At 43.1% G+C, this 13,348-nt stretch carries 7 protein-coding genes; 4 read left to right on the top strand and 3 right to left on the bottom strand.

Annotated features, from left to right (window positions below; genetic code table 11):
* The first annotated feature begins 88 nt into the window (after window positions 1–88).
* The 4 genes from carB to KTO63_RS03785 all read left to right on the top strand — a co-directional run bounded on the left by carB (window position 89) and on the right by KTO63_RS03785 (window position 7,864).
* Entirely contained in the window at window positions 89–2,914 is a 2,826-nt protein-coding gene (gene carB, locus KTO63_RS03800) for a carbamoyl-phosphate synthase large subunit (protein ID WP_217789820.1), read from the top strand.
* A gap of 357 nt (window positions 2,915–3,271) precedes the next feature.
* On the top strand, window positions 3,272–4,546 hold the full coding sequence (gene kynU / locus KTO63_RS03795) for a kynureninase (RefSeq protein ID WP_317195735.1): 1,275 nt from the start codon (window positions 3,272–3,274) through the stop codon (window positions 4,544–4,546).
* Between the two features lie 163 nt (window positions 4,547–4,709).
* Entirely contained in the window at window positions 4,710–5,318 is a 609-nt protein-coding gene (locus tag KTO63_RS03790) for an SGNH/GDSL hydrolase family protein (protein ID WP_217789819.1), read from the top strand.
* 245 nt (window positions 5,319–5,563) lie between these two features.
* On the top strand, window positions 5,564–7,864 hold the full coding sequence (locus KTO63_RS03785) for a DUF5723 family protein (protein WP_217789817.1): 2,301 nt from the start codon (window positions 5,564–5,566) through the stop codon (window positions 7,862–7,864).
* A gap of 269 nt (window positions 7,865–8,133) precedes the next feature.
* Here the strand turns inward: KTO63_RS03785 and KTO63_RS03780 are convergent, their stop codons facing one another.
* Genes KTO63_RS03780 through KTO63_RS03770 form a run of 3 tightly spaced genes read right to left on the bottom strand, consistent with a single transcriptional unit; the run spans window position 8,134 to window position 13,281 of the window.
* Complete coding sequence (locus KTO63_RS03780; RefSeq protein WP_217789815.1) at window positions 8,134–9,270, bottom strand: Wadjet anti-phage system protein JetD domain-containing protein; 1,137 nt, start codon at window positions 9,268–9,270, stop codon at window positions 8,134–8,136.
* 35 nt (window positions 9,271–9,305) lie between these two features.
* On the bottom strand, window positions 9,306–12,704 hold the full coding sequence (locus tag KTO63_RS03775) for an ATP-binding protein (RefSeq protein ID WP_217789814.1): 3,399 nt from the start codon (window positions 12,702–12,704) through the stop codon (window positions 9,306–9,308).
* A complete protein-coding gene (locus KTO63_RS03770) occupies window positions 12,676–13,281 on the bottom strand; it encodes a DUF4194 domain-containing protein (protein ID WP_217789813.1) in 606 nt (201 codons plus the stop codon). Before KTO63_RS03770 ends, KTO63_RS03775 begins: the two co-directional genes overlap by 29 nt.
* Between the last annotated feature and the right edge of the window lie 67 nt (window positions 13,282–13,348).

Genomic DNA, 13,348 nt, shown 5'->3' with positions numbered 1-13,348 from the left:
TTATGACCGTTCCGGTGAAAAAAAAATTTATTTATCGCCAATTATAACTTTCGTCATCGTACTTTTGCGCAATTTATTTTTTCCTACCATGCCAAAAGATACATCTATCAAGTCAGTACTTATTATCGGTTCAGGTCCTATTATTATTGGTCAAGCGTGTGAGTTTGATTATTCTGGTACTCAGGCTGCCCGCAGTTTGAGAGAAGAAGGGATAAAAGTTATCCTGATCAACAGCAACCCCGCTACCATTATGACGGATCCGATGATGGCCGACAAAGTTTACCTGTTGCCTCTTACCGCAGAAAGCATTGAACAAATTCTCGAGGAGAACCAGATAGACGCAGTGTTGCCTACCATGGGCGGACAAACTGCACTTAACCTTTGTAAAGAGGTGGAAGATCTTGGTTTGTGGGAGAAATTCAACGTGCGCCTGATCGGTGTAGACATTAAAGCAATTGATAAAGCAGAGGACCGTGAGTTGTTCCGCCAGTGGATGATCAGACTGGGCGTAAACGTAGCAACTGCTAAAACTGCGAACTCTTTCCTTGAAGGAAAAGAATTTGCGCAGGAAATCGGCTTCCCGCTTGTAATCCGCCCTTCCTTCACTTTGGGTGGAACCGGTGGCGGTTTCGTTCACGATAAAGATGATCTTGACGAAGCGCTTAACCGCGGTTTGCAAGCATCTCCAATACATGAAGTACTTGTAGAGCAGGCTGTTTTGGGCTGGAAAGAATTCGAGCTGGAACTGCTTCGCGATGCAAACGACAACGTGGTAATTATATGTACCGTTGAAAACTTCGACCCAATGGGCGTTCACACGGGAGATTCCATTACAGTGGCTCCTGCAATGACGCTTAGCGATACAGCCTTCCAGTTGATGCGTAACACTGCCATCATGATGATGCGCGACCTGGGCAACTTCGCAGGTGGTTGTAACGTTCAGTTTGCCATGAATCCCGAAACAGAAGAGATCATCGCCATCGAAATCAACCCTCGTGTGAGCCGTTCTTCTGCACTCGCTTCTAAAGCTACAGGTTATCCTATCGCTAAAATTGCTGCAAAACTGGCGATTGGCTACACTTTGGATGAACTGGAAAATCAAATCACAAAAACTACTTCCGCATACTTCGAGCCGGCTTTGGACTACGTTATCGTTAAGATCCCCCGCTGGAACTTCGATAAGTTCAAAGGCGCGAAAGACACACTTGGCCTGCAAATGAAAAGCGTAGGTGAGGTAATGGCCATCGGCAGAAGCTTTACTGAAGCAGTTCAAAAAGCTTGTCAGAGCCTTGAGAACAATGCAGTAGGTCTTGGCTACTACGGCAAAAGCCAAATGCACGCGGAAGAACTGATCGAATACCTGAAAACGCCGAAATGGGACCGCATTTTCCGTATTAAAGATGCGTTGATGCTAGGCGTAAGCGTAAACACCATTTCAAAAGCATCACATGGTATCGACCGTTGGTTCATTTACGAAATCGAGAAGATCTGTATCATCGAGAAAAAGATCGCGAAATATAAACTGGCTACACTTCCACTCGAACTTTTGCGCGAAGCAAAATTCAACGGCTTCAGTGATGAGCAGATCTGCCGCATCATGAACGACGGTACAGAAGATGAGGTTTATGAAATAAGAAAGAAAAACGGCATTACCCGCGTGTTCAAAATGGTGGACACTTGTAGCGCTGAGTTTGAAGCGAAAACTCCTTACTTCTACTCTACATTTGAAAACGGCGGAGCAAGCGAAAGCAAAGTAAGCGATAAGAAAAAGATCGTGGTACTTGGTTCAGGTCCAAACAGAATTGGCCAGGGTATTGAGTTTGACTACTGCTGCGTACACGGTTTGCTGGCAATTAAAGAGTGCGGTTACGAAGCCATTATGGTAAACTGTAACCCTGAAACCGTTTCTACAGATTTCGACATTGCAGATAAATTATACTTCGAGCCTGTTTATTGGGAGAACCTTTGGGAAATCATCGAGCATGAAAAACCAGAAGGTGTAATCGTTCAGCTGGGTGGACAAACGGCTTTGAAATTGTCTGAAAAATTGACTGAAAAAGGCATCAAGATCATCGGTACTTCTTTCGACAACATGGATATCGCCGAGGACCGCGGTCGTTTTAGCGATATGCTGAAAGATCTTGAGATTCCTTATCCACAATATGGCACCGCCTACAATGTAGATGAAGCGGTAGCTGTGGCAAATAAAGTTGGTTATCCTGTGTTGGTTCGTCCAAGCTATGTATTGGGAGGACAAAGAATGAGAATCGTGATCAACGATGAAGAAGTTGAAAAAGCGGTGATCAGTTTGCTGAAACACATTCCGGGTAACAAGATCCTGATCGACCACTTCCTTGACCGTTGCCAGGAAGCGGAGGTAGATGCGATCTTCGATGGCGAAAACTTCCACGTAATGGGCGTGATGGAGCACATTGAGCCTGCTGGTATCCACAGTGGAGATAGTAACGCGGTATTACCGGCGTTCAACCTTTCTCCAATGATTGTTACTACAATGGAGCATTACTCCGAAAAAATCGCGAGAGCGCTTAACATCAAAGGTTTGATCAACATTCAGTTTGCAATTAAAGACAACAAAGTATTTGTGATAGAGGCGAACCCTCGTGCATCACGTACTACACCTTTCATTGCAAAGGCATACCAAATTCCTTACCTGAATGTGGCTACCAAAATAATGTTGGGTGCCAACAAGCTGACAGATTTCAAATTCGAAAAGAAACTGAAAGGTTTTGCGATCAAAGAACCAGTGTTCAGCTTTAATAAATTCCCGGGTGTAAACAAAGAGTTAGGCCCGGAAATGAAGAGCACCGGTGAAGCGATCCGCTTTATTAAAGATTTGAAAGATCCTTACTTCAGACAGCTTTACAAAGACAGAAGCATGTATTTGAGTAAGTAAAAAGTAAAAATTCAAAAGGTAGAAATAGAAGCCGCTCTTTTAACGAGCGGCTTTTTTATGCCCAACCCAGAATGCTTAGCGCTCAACGCCTAACGCCCAAAGCTTCCGCGCCTTGGCGCAGATATGCTGCTAAGCCGATGCCGCGTGGCGTATCTGTGTCGGCGCTATTTCCTTATATTTGGTTTAATTAAAACATGAGAGCAAGCAAAAAACAAAAGCGGTTTATTCTGCTTTGAAATTTTTGTATTGCTATAATTCATTAAACAGCCTAACGCCCAAGGCCTAACGCTTAACGCAAGAATCAGCGTTTAGCATTTGGCGTTAAGCGTTGGGCTTATCAATCAAAAATTTAAACCGGTGAACCAAACAACCGAACAATTCCAGGCGACTGCGGCTTTTGCTGCCATGATGGACAATGCAGACTCTTTAAAGGCTTTCAAACAATCCTTCTTTTTTCCTCAACACAATGGCAACGATGTAATTTATTTCTGTGGCAACTCACTAGGACTACAACCGAAGTCTGTGTCTGCAGCGATAGAAACAGAGTTGAAAAGCTGGCGTGAACTCGCTGTAGGCGGCTATTTTGGCGGCGAAAATCCGTGGCTGTATTACCAGGATTATGTTTCACCCTCTATGGCCAAACTGATCGGGGCGAAAAACAATGAAGTAACGGCAATGAATACGCTCACCGTGAATCTTCATTTGCTGATGCAAAGCTTTTATAAACCCACAAAACAACGCTTTAAAATCATCATGGAAGCGGGCGCATTTCCATCTGATCAATATGCCGTTGAAACGCTGGTAAAACTAAATGGCTTTTCTCCGGACGAAGCTATTATTGAAATATCTCCAAGAGACGGCGAAAAGCTACTTCATGAAGAAGATATTTTATCGGCGATAAAAAACAATGCGAATGAATTGGCAATGGTGATGTTTGGTGGCATGAACTATTACACCGGTCAGCTGTTCAATATGAAAAGCATTACAGCCGCTGCTCATGCTGTCGGCGCCATTGCGGGTTTTGATCTTGCGCATGTGGCGGGTAACGTGCCGCTATCGCTGCATGACTGGGATGTAGATTTTGCCGCATGGTGCACTTATAAATATTTAAATGCAGGTCCCGGCGCCACTGGAGGTTTATTTGTTCATGAAAAACATGCAGACAATATCGACACGCCTCGCTTAGGCGGCTGGTGGGGCAATGATGAGAAGACACGCTTTAAAATGGAAAAAGGCTTCATTCCCAAACCATTGGCATCTGGCTGGAATATCAGCACCGCGCAGGTTTTCAACATGGTTTCACTGAAAGCGTCACTGGCATTGTTTGACGAGGCGGGCATCGACAACCTTCGCAAAAAAAGTATTACGCTTACAAACTACCTTGAGTTCTTGCTGAAACAGTTGTCAAACATTTCATTTGAAATAATCACTCCAGAAAATTCTGATGAACGTGGGGCGCAGCTTTCGTTGTTCTTTAAACATGATGGTCGCCGCATACATGATGAAATGCACAACAACGGTATTATTGTTGACTATCGTGAACCGGGTGTTATACGCGTAGCTCCTGCGCCAATGTATTGCTCGTTTGCAGACGTGTATAGGTTTTATGAAATCCTGAAAAACTTCAAATAAGTTTTGAGTTATGGGTTGGGGTTTGAAAGATTGATTGGCTAATCTTTCAAGAATTATTCCATTGCCTCATAGATTCCGTTGCCAGAGGCAACAGAATGGAACTGCGAGGCTACAAGCCTCGCAGAGCTTTTGAATTTCTATTTTTTATTTTTTACTTTGACAAATGGCACAACATCATTTCTCCTACCTGGCTCTTGGCGATTCATACACAATTGGCGAAGGCATTCCCATTTATGAAAGCTTTCCCTATCAACTTGTGCAACTGCTTCGCAAAAAAGGTCTCTCTGTCCACGCGCCGGAGATCGTGGCGAAAACAGGCTGGACAACTTTCGAACTTGCAGAACATACCTTGCATACAACATTTTCGGATAAATACGATTTTGTAACGCTGCTGATCGGTGTAAACAATCAATACCGCCAATTGCCACTGGCAGAATTTGAAAACGACTTTGAGTTTCTCTTGAAGAAGGCCATCCATTTCGCCGCCAATAAAACAGAAAAAGTAATTGTAGTGTCCATTCCCGATTGGGGCGCAACGCCATTTGCAGAGGGTCGCGACATTCTTGCAATAAAAAAAGAAATCGACATTTTCAACGCTGCGAAAAAAGCTATTGCCGCCAAACACAACATCACATTTATCGACATAACAGAAGGCACAAGAAAAATGTGCGATGATCTCTCCCTTGTTGCTGCGGATGGTTTGCATCCTTCCGGCAAAGAGTATGCGCGGTGGGCGGAGAAAATTGCGGCGCAATTTTCAATTAATAATTAATAATGAATAATTAATAGGGCAGCATTCGTTACTGAATGCTGCAGCACCGTTGTTTTGTCAAACATAAAACTGCCAACTAACCGTCTGGTTGCCACACCTATTAATTCTTAATTATTAATTATTAATTCCACCTGCCTTATCCTAAGTAATAACACTTAGCCCTTCACGTTATATTTATAAAATCATTCACACATCTTGCTGTTTTTGTAATTCCTGCCTTTTATTTGCAAAAAATTTCTAAACCTATGAGCCGTACCAAAAAGCTGCTGGCAGGAATGACTGTGTTATCTGCCCTTTCGAATGTTGGATTCGCACAGGATTTTCCGGGCTTTCGATCCAGTAACTATGCAGGCGTGAATGGTGTTTTTGCAAACCCCGCAAATGCAGCAGACAGTCGCTTCCATTGGGATTTTAATCTTCTCTCTTTTAATGCAAATGTTGGCAACAACAACGCGTCTTACAAACTAAGCGCAGTAAATGAATTTTTTAAAGATGATAGTCTTGTGAGCAAATTGTTTCCGTTAAACAATCAGCCCGCAAATGCATTGGTAGCTTTGGCTGTGCATGCTCCGTCTATATTGTTTAACGTAAATCAAAAAACATCATTTGCTATCACAACAAGAGTAAGAGGTTTTGGAAATGTGAATGATGTGGACAGTAGAATGGTAAACACCATTCGCGAGCAGGATGGCATTACCTACCCTTACACCAACGGAAGCACAAACAACCAGCGCCTTGCCATGAACGGCTGGGCAGAGGCCGGCCTTACATTTGGGCGTGTATTGCAGGATAAGGGAAAACATTTCTTTAAAGCAGGTGTTACCCTTCGCTACCTTGGTGGTATTGGCAACTCCTATGCACAAATCAGCAATCTTCGTGGTACCGTTGTAGAAGATGCAGGCGGCAAAGGAAAATATTTAACTGATGCATCAGGAATATTGGGTGTAGGTGCCGGCGGTGTTGATCTTAATGCAGACAATCTTAGCGCAGATGATTTTACTAAACTGGAAGCCAGAGGCATCGGCGGTGACCTTGGTTTTGTGTATGAGTTCAGACCAGATTTTGAAAAATATCAGAACGCAGATGGTTCATGGAAACGTAACAAAACAAAATACAAACTGAAAATTGGCGTGTCATTGTTGGATTTCGGTAAAATAAAATACAATACAGATGCCATCAACACGGGTTTATATGATATTCACATTCCTGCCGGACAAGCTTTCTATTTGAACGAGCTGAGCGGAAAAGACATTAACGAATACAATGGAGTGTTGCAAAGCTATCCTCAATACTTCACGCCAAAAGCAACAGCAAGCACTTATAGTGTTTCTTTACCAACTACACTGAACATTGATGTTGATTATAGAGTTGCGAAGAGAGTTTTCATTAATGCTGCAGGTTTTATTTCTACTGTAAAAAGCGAGGGCAAGCCTTTTAATGCATTGTACAGCAGCAGCGTTTCTCTAACCCCAAGATATGAAAGCAGCGTGTTCGATTTTTATGTTCCTGTTACTTACAACACACTTACAAAATTCAATGCGGGTGCTGGTTTGCGCGTAGGACCATTGTTCCTTGGTTCAGGTGCGGTGTTGAGCGCATTGCTGGATAAATCCAAACAGGCAGATGCGTATGTAGGTATTCACGTGGGCATCCAGCATAAATCTAAAAAAGCAAAGAAAACGGTGCAAGAACCGGCTCCTGAGCCTCCGGTTGAAGTGAAAAAACCGGTGGCCGCTATTGCACCAAAAGATACAGACGGAGATGGCATCTCAGATGAAAATGATAAATGCCCTACTATAAAAGGAACTGCCGCAAACCAGGGTTGTCCTGTGGGCGATAAAGACAATGACGGTATTCCTGATGATCAGGACGAATGCCCTGAAGTTGCGGGTGTTGCTTTGTATCATGGCTGCCCTGTTCCAGACACAGATAAAGATGGCATTAAAGACGATGTTGACAAATGCCCAACTGTTGCGGGCTTAGCCAAATACAATGGCTGCCCGGCTCCTGATGCAGACAAAGACGGCATCGTGGATGAAGAAGATAAATGCCCAACAATCGCAGGTATTGCAAAATACAATGGTTGCCCAATCCCTGATACGGACGGAGACGGCGTTAACGATGAAGAAGACAAATGTCCTACTGTTGCAGGTGCAAAAGAAAACAACGGTTGTCCTGTTATTAAAAAAGAAACCATTGCTAAAGTTGAAAAGGCAGCAAAAAACATTTACTTCCAGTCTGGCAAAGCAGTGATTCTTGCTACCTCCAATGCTCAGCTGAATGAAGTGGTAAAAGTGTTGAAAGCCGATACGACTTTGAACATTGCAATCAGTGGCCACACAGATAACACAGGCAAAGCAGAAGCAAACCTGAAAGTGTCTCAGCAGCGTGCAGATGCGGTAAAGGCATACTTTGTGAAAAAAGGAGTTGCAGCATCGCGCATTACCGCTACAGGTTACGGCGATACAAAACCAGTTGCTCCTAACACAACAGTAGCCGGTCGCCAGAAAAACAGAAGGGTTGAATTAACGTTGAGGAATTATTAAGATAGATAAAGATCCACACTAGCAAAGTGCCCGCGGTTGCGGGCATTTTTGTTTTTTTAACCACGGAGGAAAGGAGAAGAGTCTCCACAACAAAATTGTTAGCACGAAAGAACGAAAAAAGGAGGGTTGCTCCACACCCTCCTTTTCTCTGTGAAAAAAACCTCCGCGAACTCTGTGGTTTAAAAAATTTCTTAGTGAGGCTTAGTGCCCTTAGTGCCTTAGTGGTAATCTTTGAGATGCGAACGGTGATCTCTAATTTCACCACAACTTTAATCCGTCACGCACTTACTAATGTAAAGATGTTGTAGCTGCTCCTGTTCTAAACGACCGTTTCTTTCTGCTAACATTTTGTAGGCTGCATATTCGGAAGGTTTCAAACCAGGCATGTCAATATTCTTATACTTCACCGGTTGAATTGTTATCTCTGCTTCGTGCAGGTCAAGTGTTGGCTGATCCATCATGACGCTTTGGGCAAGCGGGTAAAATTGCCGCAGGTGGTTCAACATAAGAAAACCCTCATCATCCATATCCCCCCAATAAAACAACCTTGTATTTGCCAACAGAGGAATATTCTTTAGCAGAGAAACAGTTTTCCCATTACTACACAGGGCAAGTGTATTTTTCAGTTCCGGTAACTGATAGAGTGAAGTTTCGTTTTCTGTAAGAATAACTTTATCTATTTTCCAGTTCACCACCTGCAAATCTTCGGGAGTAATCCCCAATACAACCATATTGTTGGTAAAAGTTTTCGCACAGTCGCGATCCAGCCAGCGGGCTGTGAACAAAAACGACTTCCTCCGCAGATCCAACAGGCTTTCTAAATCTGATATTTGGGAAGAAAACTTTTCCGGCTTTAAATATTTAAGCAGGCTTACAATGACTCTTCCATGGTCCTCTACAAACTTTGTATGAACGGGCACAGGAATACTTCGTAAATAAAACTCTTTCACATCATTTACCAGCAGGTAATCAACAACCTTCTTCAACGACGGCCATACTTCTTTTAGCGGCAAAATGTCTCGTACATTTTGAGATATCCATTGTGGCAATTCAGGTTTCCATTCAGTCAACATTTGAACAGCCGATTTGAAAACTTCAGTTTCCTTTTCCTTTTTCAGTAGAAACAGCAGATCACTTTCTTCCTGTACTGAAATACTTTTTGGCCACTGCTGTCTGCCAAATTTTTTGCTGTTCCACTCTTCCCATTCAATTGTCCAGCCTGATTTTGTCTCTGTTTTTTCCGACTGTTGAAAGAACTTCATCTGCTCGTGCAATTCAATGGTGGTGACAGGATCATTTTTTCCACCACGAAGAACTATCGAAGCAAATGCCTTGCCCAATACAATGTCAGCGAGATAGCTGGCGTATGCCTTTTCAAGCTGCGAAATAAATTGCTGTTTTGTCATTGATTTCAATATGCTACAAATCTTTTACTCAATTGTTACGACGCCACCTGCTCCTCTTCAAATTTTTCTTTCAGTTCTTTTATCGTCATGTTGTACATCACGCTTCTTCCGTTTGGTTTGCGTTGCACCAAATGCACATGGGCAATGAAGTCCTGCACAATTTGAATTTTGTCACTCGGCGTTACCACGAGTAGTTGTAAATGCAATTGTTTGCAAAGCTCCATCAGGTAAGTTGCTTTTTCCTCATCCTGGTTGCTAAAGCTTTCATCCACGGCAATGAAGCGAAGGCTCTTGGTGTTCTTTCCTTCTCGCGTAATGCCAAATTGATACGCAATGGCACTACACAAAATGGTGTAGGTAAGCTGCGCTTTTTCTCCACCGGAAAGCTGGCCCATTTGTCTGTACGTTTTCTTCAGCTCGTTGGTATTGCGGAATTTTTCATCTGCCCAAAACTCAAACCAGTTGCGCACATCCAGCACACGATTGCGGTAGGTTTCGCTTTCGTCCAGGCTGCTGATCAACGGCTGAATTTTTTCCCTGAAGTGCGCGGCTTTATCTTCAAAACTATTTTGCTGCCAGTTCGAAGCTTGCGGCAACGCTTCCAGCAATTGATTGCGGAAAGCCTTTACCGTCGCATCATTTATCGAGCGGATGCCCAGTTGAATAAATGTATCCGGCAACCTGTTGAAGTTGATGCCCGCCAGCGACTGGTTAAGTCTTACGATGCTGTTTTTAATTTCCCTTTCCCATTTCTCCATTTCTTCATTAAGACTACCGATCTTGTAGGTCATGGTAGTGGTAATGAAGTTTTCGAAATCCTTTTTGTATTTGGGCAAATTGTCCTGCTCCAGTTTTTGCAGCCATTCCACATATTCCAACGCATAGGCTGCATCATCGGAAAGCTGCTGTACGTCGCCGCTCCAATCGGGAAAACGTTGCTGTATATCAACAGATGGATTCTTAATGCGGTTGATGCTTTTGTTTAATGCAGTTTCCTCTTTACGCAAAGTATCTTGAAGATCCGCAATGCGGTTGTTGATCTTCTCTTTGAGATCGTTGTATTTCGCATCTATGCTTTGCAAACTGATATTTGCTAGCGCGTCTGCATGTTGCTGTTGAAACTGTAGCAAATGATCTTTGTCCTGCTCCTTAATATTTTGGAACAATGGTATTAACTGTTGCTGAGCAAATTCCATCCCCTGCATCTCCATTTCTTTTCGCGCAACCTGTTTGTCTATCTGTGTGCGTTCATCATCTTTTGCCGATAACTGCGAAAGAATTTCTTCCAGTTGTTTTGTCAGCGTTTTTAGTTGATTGCTGCTTTCTTTCAGCGAAGCCATTTGCTCTTCTACATTGCGGATGTTGCGCTGTATGCCTTGCAAATTGATACTACCAAATCCATCGTGCGATTCAATGCGCATCACAGCAAAAGATTGCGCCTGTAACCTTTCTGATTTTCGTTTGCAGCGCTGCAATGTTTCTTCCGCATCATTAATTTGTTTTACCAAAACCTCTCTCCGCTTTATGTAGGCCTCTTTTTTCTTTTCGTTGTTCCAGCCCATTACATAGCGGCTAGGATCATTGCGATCGGGACGGTCATCTTTTTCATGCCTGTCGCGATTCTTCACCAGACCATTTATCGTGATCGCTTTGTCATATCTGTCAAGTGTTTTTTCATCCTGCAGGCAAACGTAGTCAAACTGTCGAATGACCTGCTGCTCAATCCAGGGCGTAAGTTTATGTTCCGGATGAAAATCGAGTTTATGAAAAACGGTATTGTCGTCTGCATTCAATTCCAGCGCCGATTCGCCCACATGATAATACACCAGTCGCGAACGCAAGTTGGTATTGTTTACATACTTGTTTACTTTTTTGTAATGCTTTTCCGGCACCAGCAAACGCAATGCAAAGCCGGACAATAATTTCTCCAGCGCCGGTTCCCAGTTATGTTCTTCATGCTTCACTTGCATTAACTCGCCCGCAAAGGGAAGGTCGTTGGTATCAATTTTTAGATTGGCGCAAATATCTTTTCGCAGCGCAATTAAATGGCCCGGAATATTATTTTTTGATTGCAGTAACACATTCAGTTCCTGCTCAATATTGTCTTTCTCTGCTTTTGATTTATTCAGAATATTTTTCCCGTCAAAATCATCGTCATCATTCAATCGTTGTTCGCGTTCGAGGCGAAGCTTAGCCCGTTTGCTTTCTGCAACAATGCGTTTGTAGCTTGCTTCATCTGTCGCGTCGGCTTCTTCAATGTGCAAGGTGGTTGCCCATTCGGCAAACAATGTGTGATTTTTTTCCGCAAGGCGCAGTTTTTCATTTAAGTCTTTCAACTCAAGTTCAAGATTGTGTAACCTTTGCCCTGCTTTGTTTTGCTCAAGTTCATTTCGGGTGTTGCGTTCTTTTTCTTTTAAGTCATCAATGGAACGCTTGCAGTCTATTAATTGCTCTTGCAGATCTTTCAGCAACTCTTTGGTTTCGCTAATCGCTTGTGACAGCAAATTATTTTTCGTAAAACTGTTCCAGATAATTGCTGTCTCCGCTTCCTGCTTACTTGTTTGTAATTGCCCGCGGCACTTGTCAAACTCATTATAGTGTTGCGAAAGCGCTTTCAGCAAACCAATTTGCGTTTCCGCTTTTTCAATGTTGCGTTGCGCATCCAGCAAAGTGCCAAGGTGTTCTTTTAATTCAATGAAGACATCTTCCATGTTTCTTGGCTCCAGCATGTGCATGCGGATGAACTCATCCAGGTTGCCCAGCACTTTAATACCAACCGTTTGGTTGAAAAGTGCCAGAGCCTGTATACTTTGCATGCCCAACACTTCCACCAATCTTTGCGCGTAGCGGCTCGCTGCGCTGAACCACTCCACCTGTTTGCGGCTTCCCTTGTTGTATTGTGTGTCTATTCTGCGTCTCCAGTTGCCATTGAGGTCAAACGGCCTGAAGTCATCTTCAATATGCAGCGGTTTATGCGCAACAGCAAATACCTTTTGCATTTCGCCGCCCGAGAAATAGCGAACCTGGAAAAGTGTTACGTATTGATCAGCTTCGTTGGCAAAATTTGCCAGCAAAATGCTATAAGCTTCTTCCTTGTTCTCCCTTAAATATAAAGTCTTGGTTGTGTTGGTGCTTTCACTGTTGATCGTTCCGTATCCGCCCATTACGTAGCTATCTTCCGTACGATCTCCCTTCTTTTCACTGCCGGATGACTGGTTGTAGAACCTGTATTTTTTCTCAGGTACAATCAACGTTAACAACGCATCCACAAAAGTTGTTTTGCCGCTGCCGTTTGCACCGGTCAGCAAAGACGTTTCACCAACGGGACGAATGGAATGTATTACTTCGTCAAACGTTCCCCAATTGAAAACCTCCATGTATTGCAAGCGAAACCCCGACTTGTTACTATCCGTGTTGAATACGTTTAACTGCATGTTCTTCCAGTTGCTGTTTAAATTGATCTAATATTTCACCATCTACACGTGCCTTGATGATCTTTTTTATTCTGAATTTTTGTTCATCCAAAATGTCATTGTTTTCCATTTTGTCAATGAAACCATTTTCTTCCGCACGATCAATCAGGCGATCCAGTTCGCGAATGAATTTTACACGGCTGGCGTTTTCTTTAAAAAACAATTCAGCGTATTCTTTTATTTCTCTTCTCTTCTTGATCAGTTCGCGGCTCGTTGCTTCGCCTACTTCAAACTCCGCCATCATATCGCGCAACAAAACGAGCAGCACGCTTTCATCATAAGTGAAGGAACGGCGCTGCATCCAGCTTACCGCTGCATCATCATCTTCTTCGCTAATAGTGTGCTTTACATAAGCATAACCATCTTCTTCATCCAGCACGAGGGTTAATCCAAGCTGCTGCACAAACACCGCGAGTTCAGATTTATACTGCAGCAGTTTTTCCCACGTATTTTTCTCAATATATTCTACCGGCCCTTTCAGCAGTTTAATGAAGACCTGCGTGTAAGGAAGGATTTTTGTTTGTGTTTTTAATTCCACGTTTTTGAATTATTGAATAACTGAATAACTGAATAACTGAAGTTTATTGAGCATCTCGCCGAGAAAC

This window comes from Pinibacter aurantiacus (assembly GCF_019130065.1).
GTDB lineage: Bacteria > Bacteroidota > Bacteroidia > Chitinophagales > Chitinophagaceae > Pinibacter > Pinibacter aurantiacus.
The sequence above is the reverse complement of the archived record's forward strand: the minus strand, read 5'-3'. Positions and strand labels throughout refer to the sequence as shown.